Source organism: Bacillus sp. JHAA (genome assembly GCF_036961585.1).
Taxonomy (GTDB): domain Bacteria; phylum Bacillota; class Bacilli; order Bacillales; family Bacillaceae; genus Bacillus; species Bacillus velezensis.
This window is the reverse complement of the sequence record NZ_JBAMDE010000005.1, coordinates 1-22,840: the sequence shown is the minus strand read 5'-3', so window position 1 is coordinate 22,840 and position 22,840 is coordinate 1. Positions and strand designations below refer to the sequence as shown.

Here is a 22,840-nt window from a genome sequence, read left to right as displayed (position 1 = left end):
ATTGTTTATATTGTTTTGAAAACTTACAATTAATTTAAAGTTGTCAGATTTTATGACCGATAATTAACGGAAACTGATCGGGGGAGAGGAATTATGACTTACAATCAAATGCCGAAAGCACAAGGTCTCTACCGTCCGGAATTTGAGCACGATGCATGCGGAATCGGCTTGTATGCCCATTTAAAAGGGAAACCTTCACATGACATTGTCAAAAAAGGACTGAAGATGCTTTGCCAGCTGGATCACAGAGGAGGACAGGGCAGTGATCCGAATACGGGTGACGGCGCCGGCCTGATGGTTCAGATCCCTGATGCTTTTTTTAAGAAAGAGTGCGGAGAAATGAGACTGCCGGAAAAAGGCCGTTACGGGGTAGGAATGGTCTTTTTCTCGCAAAATGAAGAGGAAAGAAAAAAGATCGAAAAACAGGTGAATGCATTCATTGAGCAGGAAGGACAGATCGTTCTCGGCTGGAGAACCGTCCCTGTAAATGTCGGAAAAATCGGAACAGTGGCACAAGGCACTTGCCCATATGTGCGTCAAGTATTCATCGGCGCCGCAAACGATTTGAAAGACAGCCTTGCTTTTGAACGCAAACTGTATGTCATCCGGAAGCAGGCGGAAAATTGGGGCGTTCAAGAACAGCTTGATTTTTACTTCGCAAGCTTGTCAAGCCAGACTATTGTTTATAAAGGGTTGTTAACGCCTGAGCAGGTTGACGCTTTTTATTTGGATTTGCAGGATGAAACCTTCGTATCTGCATTTTCACTCGTGCATTCAAGGTTCAGCACAAATACCTTTCCTACTTGGGAACGTGCCCATCCGAACCGCTATCTGATTCATAACGGAGAAATCAATACGCTCCGGGGCAATATCAATTGGATGAGAGCGAGGGAGCAGCAGTTCGTTTCAGAAAGCTTCGGAGACGATCTTCACAAAGTGCTGCCGATTCTAAATGCTGAGGGCAGTGACTCATCCATTCTTGATAATGCGTTTGAATTTTTCGTGATGGCAGGGCGGAAACCGGCACATACGGCAATGATGCTGATTCCGGAACCATGGACGGAAAACACTCACATGTCTAAAGCGAAACGGGCTTTTTATGAATATCACAGCTCTTTAATGGAGCCGTGGGACGGGCCGACCGCCATTTCGTTTACGGACGGAAAACAGATCGGCGCCATCCTTGACCGTAACGGCTTGCGTCCGGCACGTTACTATGTGACAAAAGATGACCATATTATTTTCTCATCTGAGGTCGGCGTTATTGAAGTAGAGCAGGAGACCATTCTTCATAAAAAACGTCTGGAGCCCGGAAAAATGCTGCTCATTGACTTAGAAGAAGGCCGGATTATTTCAGATGAAGAAGTGAAAACAGAAATTGCCAATGAATTCCCTTATCAAAAATGGCTTGAAGAAGAATTGGTTCAAGTGAATCCTGACCCGGAAATCCGGGAAGAGGAACAATTCGATGATCTTCTCGTCCGTCAAAAAGCGTTTGGCTATACGTATGAAGATATTCAGAAGTATTTAATTCCTGTTATTAAAGAAGGCAAGGACCCGCTCGGCTCTATGGGAAATGATTCGCCGCTCGCCGTTTTATCCGACCGCGCCCAATCACTGTTTCATTACTTTAAACAGCTGTTCGCGCAAGTCACAAACCCGCCGATTGATGCGATCCGCGAGCAGCTTGTGACCTCTACGGTGACCTGGCTTGGAGCTGAAGGCGATCTGCTGCATCCGAGTGAAAGAAATGCACGCCGCATAAAATTGTATACTCCTGTATTATCAAACGAACAGTTTTATGCGCTGAAAACACTTGTGCATCCTGACATTAAGAGCCAGAACATCCGCACGCTGTTTTCCGATGACCTAGAAAAAGGCCTGAAGGATTTGTTTCAGCAGGCGGAAAAAGCGATCAAGGAAGGCGTATCTCTGTTAATTTTATCTGACAGGGCAATGAGTAAGGAATTGACGCCGATTCCGCCGCTTTTGGCCGTCAGTGCGCTGCATCAGCATTTGATCCGTCAAGGCCTGCGAACAAAAGCAAGCATTATCGTTGAATCCGGGGAAGCGCGTGAAGTTCATCACTTTGCGGCTCTCATCGGGTATGGTGCAGATGCTGTCAATCCGTATTTGACTTACGCTACGTATAAGCAGGAAATCGATGAAGGCCGGCTTGATATTCCGTATGAAGAAGCTGTCAGCAAATACGGAAAGAGCGTAACAGAAGGCGTCGTGAAAGTGATGTCAAAAATGGGGATTTCAACTGTGCAAAGTTACAGGGGCGCCCAAATTTTTGAAGCGGTCGGCATCGGTGAAGACGTTATCGCCAAATACTTTACCGGTACTGCATCTCAGCTTGGCGGAATCGATATCGAGACGATTGCGCAAGAAGCGAAACAGCGCCATCAAGCGGCGTACAAGGATGATTACAGCCAAACCCTTGATCCGGGAAGTGAATTCCAATGGCGGAACGGAGGAGAGCACCACGCTTTCAACCCGAAAACCATCCATACGCTGCAATGGGCCTGCCGCAAAAATGATTACAGCCTGTTTAAGCAGTATTCTCATGCAGCGGATGAAGAACGAATCGGATTTTTACGCAATCTGTTCGCCTTCAAAGAAGACCGCAAGCCTTTAAAATTAGAGGAAGTTGAATCAGCTGCTTCCATCGTGAAACGTTTTAAAACAGGAGCGATGTCATTCGGTTCATTAAGCAAGGAAGCCCATGAGGCTTTAGCGATAGCGATGAACAGGCTTGGCGGAAAAAGCAACAGCGGAGAAGGCGGCGAGGACCCGAAACGTTTCGTTCCGGATGAAAATGGCGACGACAGAAGAAGTGCGATTAAACAGATTGCTTCCGGCCGTTTCGGCGTAAAGAGCCATTATCTCGTCAATGCGGATGAATTGCAGATCAAAATGGCGCAAGGGGCGAAGCCGGGAGAAGGCGGTCAGCTTCCGGGCAACAAGGTATATCCTTGGGTCGCGGATGTCCGCGGTTCTACACCAGGTGTAGGGCTGATCTCACCGCCTCCTCACCATGATATTTATTCAATTGAAGATTTGGCGCAGCTGATTCATGATTTGAAAAATGCAAATCGAAGCGCGCGAATCAGCGTCAAGCTCGTGTCAAAAGCCGGCGTCGGCACGATTGCGGCCGGTGTGGCAAAAGGCACTGCGGATGTCATCGTCATCAGCGGCTACGATGGCGGAACGGGCGCGTCACCGAAAACAAGTATTAAACATACGGGTCTTCCGTGGGAGCTTGGTCTTGCAGAAGCTCACCAAACGCTGATGCTGAACGGTTTACGGGATCGCGTGGTATTGGAAACGGACGGTAAGCTGATGACAGGCCGAGATGTCGTAATGGCCGCCTTGCTCGGTGCGGAGGAATTCGGCTTTGCTACAGCGCCGCTTGTCGTTCTCGGCTGCGTCATGATGCGCGCCTGCCATTTAGATACATGTCCTGTAGGTGTCGCGACGCAAAACCCGGAGCTCCGCAAAAAATTCATGGGCGATCCTGACCATATCGTAAATTACATGCTGTTTGTCGCAGAAGAAGTGCGTGAATATATGGCGCAGTTAGGCTTTAAGACGCTTGATGAAATGATCGGACGGACAGACGTTCTACATGTCAGTGAACGTGCGAAAGCGCATTGGAAAGCGGGCCAGCTTGATTTATCCACACTGCTGTACCAGCCTGAAGGCGTACGCACTTTCCGTACGGCGCAAAACCATAAAATCGACGAGTCGCTTGATATGACGGTTATTCTTCCGGCGGTGCAGGCTGCAATTGAAGCCGGTCAGGAAGCGGAAGCTGAAATCAAGATCAATAATACAAATCGCGTAGCCGGGACCGTGACGGGAAGTGAAATTTCTAAACGCTACGGAGCGGAAGGCCTGCCGGATGATACGATCAGACTTCATTTTACCGGATCAGCCGGACAGAGTTTCGGAGCATTTGTCCCTAAAGGGATGACGCTTCATTTGAACGGGGATTCAAATGACTACGTAGGCAAAGGGCTTTCAGGCGGAAAAATCATCGTGAAAGCGCCTGATGCCTTCAATTGTGAAACGCACGATAACGTTATTATCGGGAACGTCGCATTTTACGGAGCAACAAGCGGGGAAGCGTACATTAACGGGCGCGCAGGTGAACGTTTTGCAGTCCGTAACAGCGGAGTCAATGTCGTTGTAGAAGGTATCGGAGACCACGGCTGTGAATACATGACAGGCGGCCGGGTTGTCGTCCTCGGCGAAGTCGGCAAAAACTTCGGGGCGGGAATGTCAGGCGGTATCGCATACGTCCTGAGTGATGATGCCAAAGCATTTAAACGCAAATGCAACATGGAAATGATTTCATTTGAAAAGCTGATGGATGAGGCGGAGATCAAAGAAGTGCAAGAAATGGTCAAACGGCATGCGGCGCTGACAAACAGCAAAAAAGCCGCAGATCTTCTGGACAATTGGGAAAAAGCCGCAGAAACCTTTATCAAAGTCATTCCGAAAAACTATAAACAAATGCTCCTCAGCATCGAAGAACAAAAAGCGGCGGGTTTATCAGAAGAAGACGCAATTATGTATGCTTTTGAAGCCAATACAAAGGTTCACCAAACGCCTGCCAAAGTCCATAAACAAGCGGTAGTACAGTAAGAAAGGGGAGAGGAACATGGGGAAACCAACTGGATTCATGGAAGAAAAACGAGAAAAACCGGCTGAGCGGGACCCTCTCACTCGCTTAAAGGATTGGAAAGAGTATTCGGCTCCATTTTCAGATGAAGCGTCAAAGCGGCAGGGGGCGCGGTGTATGGATTGCGGCACACCGTTTTGCCAAATCGGCGCTGATATCAACGGTTTTACGTCCGGCTGCCCGATTTATAATCTGATACCGGAGTGGAATGACCTCGTCTATCGGGGGCGCTGGAAAGAAGCCTTGGAGCGCCTTCTGAAAACGAATAACTTTCCTGAATTCACAGGGCGGGTCTGTCCCGCTCCTTGTGAAGGATCTTGTACGCTGGCTATTTCAGATCCGGCTGTTTCAATTAAAAACATCGAGCGGACGATCATTGACAAAGGTTTTGAGAACGGATGGATTCAGCCGAGAATTCCAGCGAAACGCACAGGTAAAAAAGTCGCTGTCGTCGGTTCAGGCCCGGCAGGTCTGGCAAGCGCTGATCAGCTGAACCAAGCCGGTCATTCCGTAACGGTCTATGAGCGTGCCGACAGAGCCGGCGGTCTGCTGATGTACGGCATTCCGAGCATGAAGCTTGAGAAAAGTGTCGTCGAACGCCGTATTAAACTTTTGACGCAGGAAGGTATAGATTTTGTAACAAATACCGAAATCGGCGTTGACATAACGGCAGATGAGCTGAAAGATCAATTTGATGCCGTCATTTTGTGCACAGGCGCCCAAAAGCAGCGCAATCTGCTGATTGAAGGCCGGGAAGCAAAAGGCGTCCATTATGCGATGGACTATTTAACACTGGCGACGAAAAGCTATTTAGATTCCAACTTTAAAGACAAACAATATATAGACGCTAAAGGGAAAGACGTCATCGTAATCGGCGGAGGAGACACAGGAGCTGACTGCGTGGCAACCGCGCTGCGCCAAAAAGCGCGCAGCGTGCACCAGTTCGGGAAACATCCTAAACTTCCTCAAACGCGCACGAACGACAATATGTGGCCTGAACAGCCGCACGTCTTTACCCTTGAATACGCCTATGAAGAAGCGCAGGCAAAGTTCGGCAAAGACCCGAGAGAATATTCAATTCAGACGACAAAAATGGTGGCCGATAAGCAGGGCCGCTTACAAGAGATTCACACCATTCAAATGGAAAAAGTCAGAAACGAATTCGGAAAGTATGAATTTCATGAACTGCCCGGGACAGAAAAAGTATGGCCTGCTCAGCTGGTGTTCATCGCCATCGGTTTTGAAGGGACGGAACAGCCATTATTGAAACAGTTCGGTGTCGATTCGGCAAATCATAAAATTCAGGCGGCATATGGGGATTATAAAACGAATGTTGACGGTGTTTTCGCCGCAGGGGATGCGAGAAGGGGCCAAAGCCTGATTGTATGGGCGATTAATGAAGGCCGGGAAGCAGCGCGCGAAGTCGACAGTTATTTAATGGGGAGCACTGTTTTACCGTAAATAAAGGGGTTTATTTATAAAACCGGCTGGGATCAGCCGGTTTTTCGTATTGAAATGAAACCTCCTTCTTCCTTTATTGGTCATATAAAGGTAACGTGGAAGATAATATATAGAATTTTGTTTTACAGAGTGGAGAGATTGTTTTCTTCCGCAGACTGAGACGATTTGCAAGCCTTGAGCAGTCGACCACGGTGCTGCTGACGGGCTCTGTGTGTATGCAGTCGATTTGCGGGCAGATTTTAATTGATGAAGAAAAAACATATTGAATTTCAAGCGGAAACGCTTATAAACAAATAAGCAAACGGACGGGTCCGCTCCTCTTTTTTAGACATCCAAACGTAAGCTGATATTGCCGAACTGCCGTCCTTCCCGCATTCTGTTAAAAGCGGCAGCTGCTTCACTGAGAGGGTACATGCGGTCGATAATGGGACGGATGCCGCAGCGGTTTACCAATTCCAGCATATCCGCAAATTCCTCATTGCTTCCCATTGATGTACCGAGAATATGAATCTGCGGAAAAAACAGCGAGCGAATAGGAAATCCGAGCTGATCGCCTGAACTGGCGCCGAATGTTACGATCCGGCCATTCGGTTTCATAATGTCAAGATAGTGTTGAAATAAGGCGGGGCCTACACCGTCAAGTATGATATCTGCTTTTTCGCCATTCAGCGCCTCATTCCAGTCACCGTAGCTGTCAATCGCCCGGTCTGCACCGTATGACAGTGCGGTTTGTTTTTTGTTTTCACTGCGGGAGGTGACGCTGACTGTCGCTCCGATAGCTTTTGCCATTAATAAGGCGTATGTTGCCACGCCGCTTCCGATGCCCGGAAGGATAAGATGTTCGCCTTTTTTTAATTGTCCTTTTGTAAATAAGGCGCGATAAGCGGTTAATGCTGATAACGGCAGCACGCCCGCTTCCTCCCAAGTCAGGTGTTCGGGTTTTAAAACGGCATTTTCCTCAGGAACGATGACATAAGGTGAAAATGTTCCGTCGCTCGGACCGCCTAAAATGTCAGGGACGGCCGGTACGTCCTCAACAGTCTTCCAATTCAGCACCGGGTTGATGATGACTTCTGCATGCAGTAAATGAGACCGGACGCCGTGTCCTATTTCGGTTACGATTCCCGCGCCGTCTGAACCGAGAGTAAATTCATGGTTTCCGGTTTCGTGGTTTTTCATTAAAAACAAATCACGATGGTTTAATCCGGCTGTTTTCAGCTTTATTTTTACTTCGCCGTTTCCCGGCCTTTTGTCAGGTGCCTGCCTGAAATCAAAGCCATTTTCGTGTATGATAAGGGCATTCATCATTCTTCTCTCCTTTATGATTGATGAGAAAGATTTTACAGGCTGTATCAGCTGCAGTAAATAAATGAAAATTGATAGCCGGCTATCAATAAAAATCATAGCAAGAAGGTGCCCTTACATGGAAAGCGGAGACTTAAAGATTTTTCAGGCTGTCGCCCGCAAAGGAAGTATTTCAAAGGCGGCAGAAAGCCTGCATTATGTTCAATCAAATGTGACAAACAGGATTCAGCAGCTGGAACGGCAATTGCAAACACAGCTTTTTTACCGCACAAATCGGGGGATGACGCTGACGCCTGCAGGTGAAAACTTATTGAAAGACGCAGACAGAATCCTTCAATTGCTGCATGAGGCGCAAAAAACGGCGCAAGAGGCAGGCGATCCGAACGGTCCGCTTCGAATCGGTTCTCTTGAAACGGCGGCAGCCGTCCATCTCCCTCAATTTTTCACAGAGTACTGCAGCCGCTGCCCGAAAGTACAGCTATCTCTGTCAACCGGTGATACACATACCTTAGTGCAGCGCGTCTTACGCTATGAGCTGGACGGCGCTTTTGTTTATGGTCCGGTCGAATACGAAGATCTTGAGCAAGTCGCTGTATTTCAAGAAGAATTGGTCTTGGTTTCAAATAAGCGGGAAGGCAGTTTGCAAGACTTGTTGCGAGAGCCGATTCTTTATTTTGCCGCGGGCTGTTCGCACCGCCGTAAAATACAGAACATACTGAAAGAAGAGGAAGTACCCGCACATAAAATCATTGAATTCGGTACGTTGGAAGCCATTATTGGGGCGGTGCAGGCGGGGATGGGGGTTTCCTTTCTGCCTGCATCAGCCGTCCGTTATTTTCAAAACAGGAAAAATCTTTTTCTTCATGAGCTCCCTGAACAGTTTCGGGATATGAATATATCATTCATCTACCGGAGTGATTTATTTTTGACATCGGCGTTTGAAGAACTGCTGAATGGATTAAAAGCATTACCGAACGGAAGATGAGAAAACAGGACAGCTGTGTACGCCCAAATTTTTCGTTCCGGTTTTTCTTAAAAAAACTTTCTTTTTCGGAAAATTTATGTATAATAAAAGAAAGTTTTTCGGATAAAGTATCTGCAATGATAAGGACATGAGACATTTTAACCGGCCATACAGAGAGGGAAGGCACGGCTGAGACCTTCCCGGCACGAAGAATGAGCTTACCGCCTTTTGAGCTGTATTGGTGAACGAAAGCAGCCGATACCGTATAGCCGCGTTACGGCAAAAATGAGCCGTCACTTGAAGTGGCGGGAATTTGGGTGGAACCGCGGGTCTGACACACACTCGTCCCTTCTTTTGGGATGAGTGTGTTTTTATGTTTATATAAGAAAAATGGCAATGATAAGGACATGAGACATTTTAACCGGCCATACAGAGAGGGAAGGCACGGCTGAGACCTTCCCGGCACGAAGAATGAGCTTACCGCCTTTTGAGCTGTATTGGTGAACGAAAGCAGCCGATACCGTATAGCCGCGTTACGGCAAAAATGAGCCGTCACTTGAAGTGGCGGGAATTTGGGTGGAACCGCGGGTCTGACACACACTCGTCCCTAGCTTTGGGATGAGTGTGTTTTTTATTTTATTAAAAATAAAGGAGAGATCAGACCGTGAAGGAGCCACACATTGTGATTACTTTTCCTGATGGGAAACAAAAAAAATACCGGAAAGGCGTTACGTTAGAAGAGATCGCACAATCAATCAGTCCGAGTCTGAAAAAGGCATCTGCCGCCGGAAAGATAAACGGATCGTTATTTGACCTTAGAAGAAGCATTCAGATTGACGCGGCGATTGAACTGTGCAGTTTTCAGTCTGAAGCGGGACTGGAAGTGATGAGACACACAGCAGCACACGTATTGGCGCAAGCGGTAAAACGTCTGTATCCGAAGGTTTGTTTAGGGATCGGACCCGTTATTGAAAATGGCTTTTATTATGATTTTGATATGGATGAAACAATTACTGAAAAAGACCTGGCCGTCATTGAAAAAGAGATGAACCGAATCATTTCGGAAAATCCGGAAATTATCAGAGAAGAAATCTCCAGAGAAGAGGCAGAGCAGCTGTTTGCTCATGAACCGCTGAAGCTTGAGCTCTTAGCGGGTATTCCGCAGACTGATACAATCAGTATATACCGCCAGAGCGAATTCATTGATTTATGCCGGGGTCCGCACTTGGCGTCTGCCGGACAGATAAAAGCTTTTTCGCTCACTCATGTATCAGGGGCTTATTGGCGCGGCGACAGCAACCAAAAAATGCTCCAGCGCATCTATGGAAAAGCATTTTCCTCAGAAAAGGAGCTGAACAGACATTTTCAGCTGTTGAAAGAGGCGGAGATGAGAAATCATCGGAAATTGGGATCGGAGTTACAACTTTTTATGTTTTCGGAAGAAGCGCCGGGTATGCCTTTTTATCTGCCGAACGGTCAGTTTATCCGAAACACGCTTGAATCATTTCTGCGTTCGAAGCAGGATGCCTATCATTATCAGGAAGTGCGCACCCCTATGATGATGAACCAGCGTCTTTGGGAGCAATCCGGTCACTGGGAACATTATAAAGAGAATATGTATTTCTCGGAAGCCGATCATCAGCGCTTCGCGTTAAAGCCGATGAACTGTCCCGGCCACATGCTCTTATTTAAAGAAAAGCTTCGTTCTTATCGTGATCTTCCGATTCGGATGGCTGAGTTCGGTCAGGTGCACCGTCACGAATTCAGCGGGGCGCTTAATGGCCTGCTCCGCGTCAGATCTTTTTGCCAGGATGACGCACACATTTTTGTAACGCAGGATCAAATCGAGAGTGAAATCGCTTCGGCGCTGCAGCTTATTCACGAGGTGTACACCGCATTTGGTTTTTCCTATGATATTGAGCTGTCAACAAGACCGGAAGATTACATGGGAAGCGAACACTTGTGGGACAGGGCTGAGAGCGCATTAGAAAAAGTATTAAAAGAACAGGGATATCGTTTTCGGTTTAATCGGGGAGATGGTGCATTTTACGGACCGAAAATTGATATTCATATAAAAGATGCGCTGAACCGGAGCCATCAATGCGCCACTGTCCAACTGGATTTTCAAATGCCGGAGAAATTTGATTTAACATATATTGATGAAAAAAACCAAAAAGTCCGTCCTGTTGTCATTCACCGGGCGGTATTCGGATCTCTCGACAGATTTCTCGGAATCATTACAGAACATTTCGCAGGAGCGTTCCCTTTATGGCTTGCACCGGTACAGGCAAAAATCATCCCAGTATCAAACACCGCACACCGGGACTGCGCAGAACAGGTGCACCGGCAAATGAAGAAAGCGGGTATCCGGGCTGAGCTTGATCAGCGTGATGAAAAACTCGGCTATAAAATCAGAGAAGCACAAATGAAAAAAATCCCGTATATTGCTGTTGTGGGAGATCGAGAGTGCCGCCATCAATCTGTACATGTAAGGCAATACGGGCGGGAAGACACATTTGAAGAGAATGTGAGTGATTTTATTTCCCGGATCATAAGAGAGGCAAAACAAAAAATAGAGATTTAATAAAAACAATATTGACATATCGTAAAATCACGATATAATAAAGCGTATGAAACCTATTGATGTTTTTAAAGCGTTGTCTAATGAGTCACGGCTTGAGATTTTGCAATGGCTGAAAGAGCCGGACCGTCACTTCGCCCCGCATGATGGCATTGATATGAATGAGATCGGAGTATGTGTCAGCCAGATCACCGATAAGCTTCAGATGACACAGTCAACGGCGTCTCAATATCTTTCCATCCTTCAGCGGGCGGGCCTTATCCAAACAAAACGGATTGGCAAATACACCTATTATAAAAGAGATGAAGACGCGATAAAGGCGATGGCCGATTATTTTCAGCGCGAAATGTAGGCTGAATCCTTTAGAAGAGGGATTCAGTTTCTTTTTCCGACTACACATCGACATATTGCGATTTGTTTCTGTTTGTTCACCTCTTTATATCGATATATCACAATATATCTTTATATAAATCATCAATGAAGGAGTGTGTCAGGTGCAAAATACCTGGAAGATTTACATTTTGGCAATTATCAGTTTTTTAGTGGGGACGTCTGAATATGTGATATCAGGGATGCTTGATAAAATTGCAGGTTCCTTGGGAGTTACTGTGGCAGCGGCAGGGCAGCTGATTACGATTTTTTCACTTGTTTATGCAATCGGAACGCCTGTCATGATGGCCCTTACAGCAAAACTGGACAGAAGGAAGCTCATGATCTATGCTCTGGGGCTGTTTGTTATCGGGAATATCATTTCTTTCCTTGTGCAGGGATTCGGCTTATTTGCGGGAGCGCGGGTGATCATGGCGCTTGGAGCAGGAACTGTGGTGGTCACCGCGCTTACGATCGCAGCAAAAATCGCTCCCCCGGGAAAACAGGCAAGTTCTCTCGCAACCGTCATTATGGGGTTTACGGCGGCGCTCATTATCGGTGTTCCGATCGGAAGAACCGTGTCTGAAGCTTTTGGCTGGAAGGTGGTTTTTGCCGGAATTGCGGCAATCGGAATCATTGCCATGCTTATTATACGTTTCGCGTTGCCTGAGATAAAAGGAGATAAACCGGTGCCGCTCATTCAGCAATTTTCTCTTTTGAAGAAACGAAAGGTGGCAGTCGGGCTGGCCATTACGTTTTTTTGGCTCGGAGGCTATTCGGTTACGTATACGTACCTTTCTCCGTATTTACTGAACGTTACTCATATCGGAAGCGGAATACTGAGTACATTGCTGCTTATTTTCGGTGTTGCAAGTCTTGCCGGTTCTAAAGCAGGCGGTTTCAGCGCAGACAAATGGGGGGCGCGTATGACATTAACCGGCGGAATGGCGCTTCATGCTATCATGCTCATGTTATTGCCGTTTGTCACACATTCTGCTTTCGGAGCGGCGGCAGTGCTTATGTTTTGGTCCTTCGCCGCCTGGTCATCTGGGCCTGCTCAGCAGTATCATTTGGCAACGATGGAGCCTGAATCATCGGGTGTATTACTTGGCCTCAACCAGTCTGTGATGCAGCTGGCTATGGCGGCCGGGGCGGGCATCGGGGGCATTGTTGTCACTCATTTGTCTCTTGCATCAGTGACATGGATCGGATCAGCGGGTGTTGTCATCGCGATGTGCGGTGTGCTTTCGCTTGCGTCATTAACGTCTGAAAAAACCTCATCTGAATACAGTGCAGAATAAACAAAAGCCTCGTTTCTCAGCTTGAGAAACGAGGCTTTTCACCTTGTCATTTTTCGCATTTTTTCAAGTTTACGCCGATTGCGGCTCCGTTTCGGCTTGAGTCGGCAACTCCGGTGAAGGTGCCGTTTTCACGGTCGATCAGGATGCTTTGCACATTCCCGATATCAACCGGGCTGCTGCCGAATTTATGCCCCATTTCGTTCAGTTTTGTGCGGGCTTCTTCCGGCACTCCTTTTTCATATCGATAGGATGTCATGCTGTTTGTGTAAATTCTCGGCTCTTCGACCGCCGCTTTCAGATCCATGCCGTACTCAACTTTGTTCAGGATCGTTTGCAGGACGGAAGAAATAATCGTTGCTCCGCCGGGGGAGCCGACAGTCAGGACAGGTTCGTTATTTTTGAATAAAATAGTCGGAGTCATGCTGCTGAGCGGACGTTTATTCGGCTGCACTTCATTTGCGCCGCCAGGCACCGCATCGAAGTCTGTTAACTCATTATTCAACACAACGCCGTATCCGGGAACCATAATGCCGGAACCGAACAGCTGTTCAATCGTTGTCGTATAAGATACGACATTGCCGAAGCGATCAGTTACCGTGAAGTGAGTCGTTTGGCCTTCTTGTTTGTCAGTCGGCTGCTCCACTTGTTTATAGTTTGCAGAACCTTCCTGATAGGCCCAAGGGTCGCCGGCTTTCGGTTTTTTATTGACTTTATCAATATCTATCAGCTGTCTGCGGGCATTGATATAATCTGGATTCAAGAGGCCTTTGAGAGGGACGTTGACGAATTCTGGATCCCCGGCAAATGCGGCGCGGTCAGCATAAGCCAAATGCATCGTTTCTGCGAGAAGCTGATATTTTTGCCAAGAACGGATATCATATTGAGAAAGCTTAAAATCATCCAGGAGGTTCAGCATTTGCAACAGGAAAACACCGCCCGAGCTTGGAGGAGGAGCAGTTGCGATATGATAGCCCTGGTAATCTCCCCAGATCGGTTCGTCAATCGTCACATTGAAGTTTTTAATATCTTTTTCTGTCATTGAGCCGCCGAATTCCTGCACTGTTTCCGCAAGCTTTTTGGAGAATGCTCCGTCATAGAATGCTTTTGTGCCTTTGTACTTAATAGCTGTAAATGTTTTGGCTAAGTCTTTTTGGATGAGTGTGTCTCCTTCTTTCAGAGGTTCTCCGTCCGGAAGAAACACGTCTTTTGCAGCAGTGTGTGATAATTTGTCTTTATAATCTGAGATGGCATCAGCTAAAACCGAATCGATCGGAAAGCCTTTTGAGGCAAGTTTAATGGAAGGGGTGATGAGTTGTTTCATGGAGCGTGTGCCCCATTTGTCGAGCGCTTTTTCAAGTCCTTTTAATGTTCCCGGAACACCGACTGCAGTCCCTTTCGTAACGCGTTCGGAGAAAGGGATGGCTTTGCCGTTTTCGTCAAGGAACATATCCGGTGTTGCGCCTGCCGGTGCGCGTTCTCGGCTGTCGATAATGGTGGTGTCTTTCGTCTTCGCATCATAAACCATCATAAATCCGCCGCCGCCGATTCCCGACATCATCGGTTCAGTTACGTTTAATGCGAATTGAATGGCAACCGCGGCGTCAATTGCATTGCCGCCTTTTTTCAGCACGTCTGCACCGATTTGCGAAGCGAGAGGATGGGCGGTGGCAACCATGCCGTCCTTGCCGACATCTACCTGTTTGTAGTCGTCATAGGAAAACGGGTGTTTCTTAGCCTGAGCGTGATAAGGGATGCTTCCGGCCGCGAGCAACGTACTGAGCAGAACGATAAAACAGAGATTCATAAACTTTTTCTTTTTCATAGTCTGCCTCCTTTGTTTTCCGCTTACAATTATAGAGTAAGTAAAATGTGCTGTTTTCACAAGTGACAAACGGAATAGTCCGGTGCGCAAAAAGCCGGAGTTTCTGTGTGAATGTAATCAGTCGCAAATAGGCTAAATGGGAAACCGGACTGAAAAAGCTGTGAAACAAGCATAAAGACAAAAAATAAGCTACAATAAACAAAACAGAATTCACTCACATGACATATGAAAGGAACGTGAGCCATGTATTTAACGATCAAAGAGACAGCTGAGTTTACCAGTCTTCCTGAAGAATATGTGCACAATCTTGTTTTGACGAATAAAATAAGGGCCGTCCATGACGGGCAGCAATATTTAATCAACAAGGAACAATTTCAAACCCATCTCGAACAGCTGGAAAAATATAAGGAAATGATTCATGAGTTTTTAAATGAGCCGCTTCCTGAAGACATTGATGTAAAAGATGAAGACTAGGACACAATTTCATATTGTGTCTTTTTTTTGCATTTTTTTCGGTTGCTCACAAAAAAACGGATGCTCAGATTTCCTTTTAAGGACGTTGTTTTCATTTTTTAATGCCTTGGGTCTCTATTTGTTTAAAAGCTTGTCACCGGGCTGAAAATGATGTTTTTGAGGAATTTATTGAAACTGCGTATCTGATTCACCTTATGTAACACTATGTATATTATGTTACATAAGACCCTTTATCCTTTATCATTCAACGGGTTTCGTCTATAATAGTAACATAAAGCTCAATATGTTACTTTACTATTATAAGGGGTTTTTTGATGCATATCGTACAGCCGATCCGAAGTTTGGAGAAGATCCAGGAAGTCAAACAGTATTTAATGAAGAAAAGTGATCGTGATTATTTTTTATTTATTTTTGGCATGAACAGCGCACTGCGGATTTCTGATGTTCTGCCGCTTCGCGTGAGGGATGTCAGGAACAAAGACCATGTGTGGGCAACCGAAAGCAAAACGAGAAAGAAAAGAAAAATTCTGATACTGGAGTCTTTAAAGGCCGACATATACGCTTATACAAAAGACATGAAAGAGGATGACTATTTGTTTAAATCGAAACGGACGAATAAGCCCATATCCCGGATTCAGGCATACAGAATATTAAAGGAAGCGGCTGCCGCTTGCGGATTGGAGGAAATCGGGACGCATACGCTTAGAAAGACGTTCGGGTATCATTTTTATCAGAGGACAAAAGACATTGCTGAACTGCAGAGGATTTTGAATCATTCTTCTCCGTCTATTACAATGCGTTATATCGGAATAGATGAAGATACGACGAGAGCCGCCTATAAAGTGTTCGGAGGGCTGTAGACTTGAAAAAAACGGCCGCCAGCGTTACTATAATAGAAGCAGGCTCTAGTAGCACAGCGGATAGTGCAGCAGTTTCCTAAACTGCAGGTCGGGAGTTCGAATCTCTCCTAGAGCGTTTTTTGTATGAGATAGGCGCAGCTTAATAATGTCGGTAAAACAAAAACCCCCTTGTTATACAAGGGGGTTTTGAGTTGAATATTTTGTGAAAACCTGGTGGAAATGATGTGAAAAAAGCCCGCTGTAAGCAAGCGGGCTTTTTCTTATATGACAGCATCAAATTGATTGACTTTCCAAACGTTGTTTTCTTTTACGAATGTAACATCGCGTTTTGCTGACAGAGAACCGTCAAGAGTGGGTACAGTGAAGCGGTATGTTTGGACGCTTCCTTTTTTAGAAAGAAGGGTCATTTTTGCTTTTTTCCAATTCAGGAGGTTATCTCCGTCGCCGACCGGAACAGCCAATTTGCCGTCTTTTACAGTGAAGTGGTAATCTTTGAGCCCTTTGTCAATCGCTTGCTTTGTAAAAGCGGGTGTCAGATATTTTACGGCTTTCGCTTTTGTTCCGAGGTCTTTGCACATAAATACATATTGCAGATTTTGATATTCAAACGGTTCAGATGAGCAATTTGCGTTTGATTTAAGCGCACCGCCGCTCATTGTATTCCAGAAATGTTCTCTCGCTGACAGGGCCAGCTGAAGTGCTTGTTTTTGTGTAAGGTCATTAGGTGCATTTTTTGCAGTCGCCGCAGTGCCCAATGACAGAATCAATGTAATAGTAGTGAGGAATAATAGCCATTTTTTCATGATATAATCTCTCCTTCAATCAATCTCTTTCTCTTATGTTACAAATGTTACAATAATTACGGTAAGATTACAATACCTTTTCAGAAATATTTTCCGGACTTTTTATTTTTATGGTTTATTTCCATGTAAGACGTGAGAAAAAGATAAAGAGTTTCATTGAACAAAAGGTTTTTACAAGCTGTCTGCTGAATAATAAAATGGAAGAAAATCAAAAAAGGAGTCCTACATATGGAAGTACAAGATCATTTAGAAACAGCGGAAGGCCGCGGCCAGTCAGTCTGGCGATCGATGTCACTGTTTTTAGTGCCGCTGCTTTTAAGCAATGTATTGCAATCTGTCGGCCAATTGGTCGGAATGGTATTTGTCGGAAGGTGGCTCGGAGTCGATGCGCTTGCCGCTGTATCGTCTTTTTTTCCGCTGTTTTTTCTGCTGATCTCCTTTACGATCGGAATCGGTTCAGGAAGTTCCATTCTGATCGGGCAGGCTTACGGCGCGAAAAACGAAGAGAGGATGAAGGCGATTGTCGGCACTACACTGACTTTTACCTTTATGCTCGGTGTTGTTCTGGCAGTTGTCGGCAGTGTGTTTACGCTTGATATTCTGCGGCTGATGGGAACGCCGGAAAACGTAATAGATGTCAGTGTCCGATATGCGCGCATTTTGTTTTGCGCAATGCCGCTGATGTTTTTATATTTTGCGTATACGACATTTTTACGCGGAACGGGAGATTCAAAGACTCCGTTTTATACGTTAATCGTCAGTACAGTCATAAACATCGGGCTCTTGCCCTTATTGATTCTCGGGCTTTTCGGACTTCCGAAGTTCGGCATTTACGGTTCGGCGTATGCAACCGTGATTTCAAACATCGTGACATTTATCGTACTCATGGTTTATTTGCGGAAAAGGAAACATCCATTGGCATTTGACCGGACTGCGCTCCGTTCTCTTAAAATGGACAAAAAGCTGCTCGCGCTTTTACTCCGTCTCGGTATTCCGTCGAGCATCAATATGATTCTCGTGTCACTTTCTGAAATTGCGGTCATTTCATTTGTCAATCATTACGGATCAAACGCGACGGCTGCTTACGGGGTCGTCAACCAAGTGGCGAGTTATGTGCAGATGCCGGCGGTAAGCCTCGGTATCGCCGTTTCCATTTTTGCCGCCCAATCCATTGGCGCCAATCAATTCGGCCGGCTGAAACAGGTCATCAAAGTCGGCATCGGCCTGAATTATTTGATCGGCGGGGTTTTGATTGTGCTGATTTATACCTTCTCCCGGCAGATACTTGCTTTGTTTTTAACAGATCAGGACACGCTCCACATTGCCCGCAATCTGATTATGATTACCCTTTGGAGTTATTTGATTTTCGGTCACGCTCAGATCGTTTCAGCAACGATGCGGGCGAGCGGTACGGTGTTATGGCCGACGATTATCAGTATTTTTGCGATTTGGGGAATTGAAGTGCCTGTGGCCTTTATTCTTTCTCATTATACGAATCTCGGCATTCTCGGCATTTGGGTCGGTTATCCGGCGGCTTTTGTCGTCAGCCTGCTGCTGCAATACGGATATTACCGGTTTGTATGGAAGAAAAAACAGATTACCCGATTGATTCAATAAGGTTTTACCGCACATCGCTCAGTTCATACGGGCGATGTTTTTTTTAGAGAAGGAAAATGAGTTTAGAAAATGGAATTCCTATACATGCTAGAAAACAAGGAAAGGGCAGGTGCTTATGACGATTGAACATACGACTTATTTAGGGGTTTCAGCCATAAAAGCGGAGACTGATCAGGCTGAATGCATCATTGTGCCGGAGTGGGGATCAAATGTCATATCGCTTCGGGATAAAAGAACCGGTATGCGGCTTCTGAGAGAACCGGAAACTGCGGAGCAATTCCGCAAAAAACCGATGCTGTACGGCATTCCCGTTTTATTCCCGCCGAACCGGATTACGGACGGGACGTTTCGTTTTGACGGCCGCGCGTATCAATTCGAGATAAACGAAGAGGATAAACATAATCATATTCACGGCTTTCTTCACAATCAGCATTGGAAAGCGGCGGCAGCGAAAGAAGAGGGGGATGGAATGAAAGTCGAAACAGAAATTGATCTTTCAAAGATTCCCCGTGTTCATAAACAATTTCCGCACGATGTCATTGTCCGGATGACCTATACATTAAAAGACAATGTGTTTACGCAGCGGGCGCTGATTATGAATAAGGGAACGGAGGCTTTTCCTTGGGGGCTCGGCTATCATTCAACTTTTGTTTTCAATGAAGAGCGATCCCGTCTATTTTTGACGGCTGACCGCATGTGGGAATTAAATGAACGTTTCGTGCCGACGGGCCGTTTATTGGATGTGCCTGATAAAGAAGCGTTCCGTCATGGGATGTCTTTGAAAAATAAACAGTTTGACGATGTTTTTCTTTCTTCCGGACGGAATGGCGGCAATAATGAAGCTGTTATTTATCATCCGGATGAGCAATTATCCGTTTTGTATCAAGCAGACACGTCTTTCAAGCATTGGGTGGTATATAACGGTGACGGAAAGCAGGGGTTTGTCAGTCTTGAGCCTTATACTTCCGTTACAGATGCATTTAATCTGAATCAGCCTGCATCACTGACAGGGCTTCAGATTCTGAAACCGGGCGAAGAAGCGGCTTCGTCATCCAGGATCACCATTTTGCATGACGAAGAATAGGAAAGAGGCGGGATAACATTGAAAACATATGTGAAACGCTTGAGCGCGGTGATTCTGCTTTTGATCATTGCCGCAGTTCCTTATATTGATGATGCGGCTAAGGCGGCTGAACAAAAAAATACTTTGCAAAAAGAGCTGGAACACATTCTGGATGAAGAACCTGCTTTAAAGGGAGCTTCAGCGGGCGTCAGTGTCCGGTCAGCAAAAACAGGGGAGGTGCTGTTCGGCAGCCGGGAAGATATGCGGCTGAGGCCTGCATCACTGATGAAGCTGCTGACGGCATCTGCGGCGCTTTCCGTTCTCGGAGAAGATTATACCTTTAAGACAGAAGTACGGGCAGACGGCGCCGTAAAAGGAAAACAGCTGCGCGGAAACCTTTATCTCAGGGGAAAAGGTGATCCGACCCTATTGGCTTCTGATTTTGAGAAGATGGCTAAACAGGTCAAAGCCAGGGGCATCCAAGTCATTAAAGGAGATCTGGTCGGGGATGATTCGTGGTATGACGATACCAGGTATTCAGTTGATCTTCCGTGGAGTGATGAAGGCCAATATTATGGCGCGCAAGTATCAGCTCTTACCGCTTCACCAAATGAGGATTATGATACCGGAACGGTGATTGCGGAAATCAGCCCGGCGAAACAGCCCGGTAAAAAGCCGCGCATTTCGATTTCTCCCCATACGGACGTCGTTCGTGTGAAAAATGAAGTGAAAACCGTCGCTTCTGATGAAAAGAAAGATTTGACGGTTGAACGGGAGCACGGCGGCAATGTGATTACGATAAAGGGAACCATACCTGCCGGCTCGGCACAGGCAAGAGAATGGGCGGCAGTGTGGGATCCGTCGTCCTATGCTTTAGATTTATGGAAACAAGCGCTTACTAAACAGGGTATAACTGTAAAAGGGAAAATCAGAACAGGGCGAATGCCGCACCGCACCCAGCTCGTCACATCACGGACATCCATGCCTCTTTCAGAATTATTGATCCCGTTTATGAAACTGAGCAACAACGGACACGCCGAAATTCTGATCAAGGAAATGGGAAAAGTGAAAAAAGGGGAGGGCAGCTGGGAAAAGGGCTTGGACGTGATGAAATCGGAACTCAAATCGTTCGGGCTGAATCCGGATGAATTGATTGCAAGAGACGGATCCGGCGTTTCTCATATTAACGGCGTATCCGCCGGCCAAATCGGAGAGCTTTTGTATGCGGTTCAGAAAGAAAAGTGGTACCCGGCTTTCCTTCGTTCGCTCCCTGTCGCCGGTGCAAGCGACAGAATGACGGGAGGAACCCTTCGGAACCGGCTGAAGAATACTCCGGCAGAAGGCAAAATTAAAGCGAAAACCGGGTCACTAACATCAGTCAGTTCGATTGCCGGCTATGCAGACACAAAAACAGGAGATACGCTTATTTTTTCCGTGCTTCAAAACGGGCTGCTTGACGAAGATGACGGAAAAGACATTGAAGACAAAATCGCAGTCGTGCTGGCAAATCAATAAGAAGGGCCGAATCCTTAGAGGATTCGGCTTTTTTTGATGTCTGTAAAACATTATATTGCGATTATGAATCAATCTTTTCAAAAAGTAATATCGGTAATATCCTTCCTTTTTTTTACATACCGCTTTCTTACATGTTCACCGATTATTCATTTTTTAACATAAAACTTCTTTTCGGGAGGAAAACCTTTTTAAAAGCGCAATTAATTATACATTTTATTCCTTATTATAGTGTTTAAGAACCAGTTTATAGTATGCATACATACCGTTTTACATGGTATAAAGATTATAGAAATGAAGAAGTGAAGTGAGGAATATATACTATATTCTAAAAAATGTTAGAGAAAATTTAATTTTTTATTGTGATTTCTAAAATATGTTTTAAAATAATGCTTATATGGATGATTAAGTCATATGCTGTCGAAATTTAATTGTAATTATTTCACTTTCTTATCCTCTTAAATTGAAGCGGAGGGATTCCATTGGAGAACACTGTTTATTCTTTAACTCACGCACAAAGAAGAGTGTGGTTTACGGAGCTGCTCGAACCGGGCACAAGTATCTGCAATCTCGCGGCATGCGTCAAATTCAGGGGGGACATCGATTTTGACGTACTGCGCCAGGCTTTAGATTTTTCTATCTCGCAAAATGATTCGCTCAGGTTTCAACTGACAGAAGGGGACGGATCAGAACCCCAGCTGTATCTGGCGGGGCATCGGCCGATTTCTCTAGAGACTGTTGATTTTACTCATACTGATCAGGCAGAGCGGGACGCATGGATTGACACGCAGACTCGTGTTCCGTTCAAGCTGTTTCATTCACCTCTGTATCAATTTACTCTTCTTGTCATGTCAGACAAAGAAGTTTGGCTTTATTCAAAATTTCACCATATTATCATGGACGGCATCTCGCTCAACCTGCTCGGCAACCAGCTCATTGACATCTACCAAAAGATCATGCGGGGCGAGGATTTAACTGAACATCACAGACCTTCCTATCTCAGCTACATGGAAAAAGAACAGCAATACTTACAGTCTTCCCGTTTTCAAAAAGACCGTTCATTTTGGACTGAAACATACCGAACCGTTCCGGAACACCTTTCACTGGCGGAACGAACCTCTCATCTTAGACAAAGCACTGCGGCTTCCAGAGATACTATCACTCTTTCTCACTCCTTAGAACAATCTATCCGGCGTTTTTGCAAAGAAAATAATATCAGCATCATCTCTCTGTTTATGGCTTCGTTATACATATGCATCAGCCGTCTGACGGCTAAAAAGGATATTGCCATCGGCACTTATTACGGAAACCGGGGCTCCAGGCTCGAAAAGGATATGCTCGGCATGTTCGTCAGCACACTGCCGATCAGAATGACGGCAGATCCTGATGCGGAGTTCCTGTCCTTTGTCCGCAGCGTAGGAAAAGAGCAGCTGTCTGTTATGCGGCACCAGAAATATCCTTACAATCTTTTTGTCAATGAATTAAGGCAGATTCATCACGACCTGCAAAATATCATCGGGATTTCGATGCAATACCAGCCTCTCGCGTGGCGTCAGGCAGAAGGTTTCGATTATGAAACGGCGATGTTTTTCAGCGGGCATACGGCAAATGAGCTGTCCATTTTAATTAAGGAGCGGACAGATACGGGATTGATTGAGCTGAATTTTGATTACCAATCCGCTTTATTTACTGAAAAATCAATCAAACGCATTCAAACTCATTTGCTGACGATCGTTGAAAATGCCGTTAGAAATCCAGACCGGCTGATTCGGCATATTGATATGGCGGATGAAAATGAAAAGAAACGGGTGTTAACTGCGTTTAACCGTACAGAAACGGCTGAACCGTCGGCCCCGACGCTTCACGGGCTGTTTACCCGCCGTGCCGCGCTTTCGCCGCATCGTCCGGCGCTCCGTTTTCCGGGCGGTATGCTGACGTACGCCGAGCTTGACCAGTACACAGACAGGCTCGCCGCTCGGCTCCGACAAAAAGGCGTCCGCAAAGAAAGCATGGTCGGT

The 22,840-nt window shown here is 46.0% G+C and carries 15 protein-coding genes and 1 tRNA gene; 13 read left to right on the top strand and 3 right to left on the bottom strand.

Annotated features, from left to right (window positions below; genetic code table 11):
* Window positions 1-93: 93 nt before the first annotated feature.
* Both gltB and gltD read left to right on the top strand, forming a co-directional pair.
* Window positions 94-4,653, top strand: a complete 4,560-nt coding sequence (gene gltB, locus V7728_RS12520) for a glutamate synthase large subunit (protein WP_253612924.1) — start codon at window positions 94-96, stop codon at window positions 4,651-4,653.
* 16 nt (window positions 4,654-4,669) lie between these two features.
* Entirely contained in the window at window positions 4,670-6,151 is a 1,482-nt protein-coding gene (gene gltD, locus V7728_RS12515) for a glutamate synthase small subunit (RefSeq protein WP_012117713.1), read from the top strand.
* A 324-nt stretch (window positions 6,152-6,475) separates the two neighbouring features.
* On the opposite strand, the gene V7728_RS12510 is transcribed toward gltD, so the two are convergent.
* Window positions 6,476-7,456 (bottom strand): zinc-binding dehydrogenase, encoded by a 981-nt coding sequence (locus V7728_RS12510; protein WP_015239983.1) that lies wholly within the window; start codon window positions 7,454-7,456, stop codon window positions 6,476-6,478.
* Window positions 7,457-7,574: 118 nt separating this feature from the next.
* On the opposite strand from V7728_RS12510, the gene V7728_RS12505 reads away from it, so the two are divergent.
* From V7728_RS12505 to V7728_RS12490, 4 genes are all read left to right on the top strand, one after another.
* Entirely contained in the window at window positions 7,575-8,441 is an 867-nt protein-coding gene (locus tag V7728_RS12505; protein ID WP_099566828.1) for a LysR family transcriptional regulator, read from the top strand.
* 643 nt (window positions 8,442-9,084) lie between these two features.
* Window positions 9,085-11,004 (top strand): threonine--tRNA ligase, encoded by a 1,920-nt coding sequence (gene thrS, locus V7728_RS12500; RefSeq protein WP_099566827.1) that lies wholly within the window; start codon window positions 9,085-9,087, stop codon window positions 11,002-11,004.
* A 46-nt stretch (window positions 11,005-11,050) separates the two neighbouring features.
* Window positions 11,051-11,353: an ArsR/SmtB family transcription factor gene (locus V7728_RS12495; RefSeq protein WP_003153841.1), complete on the top strand. Its 303-nt coding sequence runs from the start codon at window positions 11,051-11,053 to the stop codon at window positions 11,351-11,353.
* A 142-nt stretch (window positions 11,354-11,495) separates the two neighbouring features.
* Window positions 11,496-12,671: an MFS transporter gene (locus V7728_RS12490; RefSeq protein WP_015239980.1), complete on the top strand. Its 1,176-nt coding sequence runs from the start codon at window positions 11,496-11,498 to the stop codon at window positions 12,669-12,671.
* A 46-nt stretch (window positions 12,672-12,717) separates the two neighbouring features.
* Here V7728_RS12490 and ggt read toward each other — a convergent pair whose 3' ends face one another.
* Complete coding sequence (ggt, locus tag V7728_RS12485) at window positions 12,718-14,493, bottom strand: gamma-glutamyltransferase (RefSeq protein WP_007407357.1); 1,776 nt, start codon at window positions 14,491-14,493, stop codon at window positions 12,718-12,720.
* A 243-nt stretch (window positions 14,494-14,736) separates the two neighbouring features.
* Between ggt and V7728_RS12480 the strand changes: the two genes are divergently transcribed.
* From V7728_RS12480 to V7728_RS12470, 3 genes are all read left to right on the top strand, one after another.
* Complete coding sequence (locus V7728_RS12480; RefSeq protein WP_043021794.1) at window positions 14,737-14,967, top strand: excisionase family DNA-binding protein; 231 nt, start codon at window positions 14,737-14,739, stop codon at window positions 14,965-14,967.
* Between the two features lie 314 nt (window positions 14,968-15,281).
* Window positions 15,282-15,827: a site-specific integrase gene (locus tag V7728_RS12475; protein WP_003153850.1), complete on the top strand. Its 546-nt coding sequence runs from the start codon at window positions 15,282-15,284 to the stop codon at window positions 15,825-15,827.
* A 42-nt stretch (window positions 15,828-15,869) separates the two neighbouring features.
* Window positions 15,870-15,942, top strand: a tRNA-Arg gene (locus tag V7728_RS12470).
* Between the two features lie 145 nt (window positions 15,943-16,087).
* On the opposite strand, the gene V7728_RS12465 is transcribed toward V7728_RS12470, so the two are convergent.
* Window positions 16,088-16,630: an IseA DL-endopeptidase inhibitor family protein gene (locus V7728_RS12465; protein ID WP_099566789.1), complete on the bottom strand. Its 543-nt coding sequence runs from the start codon at window positions 16,628-16,630 to the stop codon at window positions 16,088-16,090.
* Window positions 16,631-16,858: 228 nt separating this feature from the next.
* Here V7728_RS12465 and V7728_RS12460 point away from each other — a divergent pair, with 228 nt between their 5' ends.
* The 4 genes from V7728_RS12460 to V7728_RS12445 all read left to right on the top strand — a co-directional run.
* Window positions 16,859-18,247, top strand: coding sequence for an MATE family efflux transporter (locus V7728_RS12460; protein WP_007407362.1), 1,389 nt, complete (start codon window positions 16,859-16,861; stop codon window positions 18,245-18,247).
* Between the two features lie 115 nt (window positions 18,248-18,362).
* Window positions 18,363-19,331, top strand: coding sequence for an aldose 1-epimerase (locus V7728_RS12455; protein ID WP_015239977.1), 969 nt, complete (start codon window positions 18,363-18,365; stop codon window positions 19,329-19,331).
* Window positions 19,332-19,349: 18 nt separating this feature from the next.
* Complete coding sequence (gene dacB, locus V7728_RS12450) at window positions 19,350-20,825, top strand: D-alanyl-D-alanine carboxypeptidase/D-alanyl-D-alanine endopeptidase (protein ID WP_025284824.1); 1,476 nt, start codon at window positions 19,350-19,352, stop codon at window positions 20,823-20,825.
* Between the two features lie 479 nt (window positions 20,826-21,304).
* Window positions 21,305-22,840: condensation domain-containing protein (locus V7728_RS12445; RefSeq protein ID WP_335371366.1), on the top strand; the 1,536-nt coding region annotated here is incomplete at its 3' end.

Excerpts from the sequence above, each read along its gene's own strand:
- gltB (WP_253612924.1), top strand. The coding sequence starts at position 94 with ATGACTTACAATCAAATGCCGAAAGCACAAGGTCTCTACCGTCCGGAA.
- gltD (WP_012117713.1), top strand. The coding sequence starts at position 4,670 with ATGGGGAAACCAACTGGATTCATGGAAGAAAAACGAGAAAAACCGGCT.
- V7728_RS12510 (WP_015239983.1), bottom strand. The coding sequence starts at position 7,456 with ATGAATGCCCTTATCATACACGAAAATGGCTTTGATTTCAGGCAGGCA.
- V7728_RS12505 (WP_099566828.1), top strand. The coding sequence starts at position 7,575 with ATGGAAAGCGGAGACTTAAAGATTTTTCAGGCTGTCGCCCGCAAAGGA.
- V7728_RS12495 (WP_003153841.1), top strand. The coding sequence starts at position 11,051 with ATGAAACCTATTGATGTTTTTAAAGCGTTGTCTAATGAGTCACGGCTT.
- ggt (WP_007407357.1), bottom strand. The coding sequence starts at position 14,493 with ATGAAAAAGAAAAAGTTTATGAATCTCTGTTTTATCGTTCTGCTCAGT.
- V7728_RS12480 (WP_043021794.1), top strand. The coding sequence starts at position 14,737 with ATGTATTTAACGATCAAAGAGACAGCTGAGTTTACCAGTCTTCCTGAA.
- V7728_RS12475 (WP_003153850.1), top strand. The coding sequence starts at position 15,282 with ATGCATATCGTACAGCCGATCCGAAGTTTGGAGAAGATCCAGGAAGTC.
- V7728_RS12465 (WP_099566789.1), bottom strand. The coding sequence starts at position 16,630 with ATGAAAAAATGGCTATTATTCCTCACTACTATTACATTGATTCTGTCA.
- V7728_RS12460 (WP_007407362.1), top strand. The coding sequence starts at position 16,859 with ATGGAAGTACAAGATCATTTAGAAACAGCGGAAGGCCGCGGCCAGTCA.
- V7728_RS12455 (WP_015239977.1), top strand. The coding sequence starts at position 18,363 with ATGACGATTGAACATACGACTTATTTAGGGGTTTCAGCCATAAAAGCG.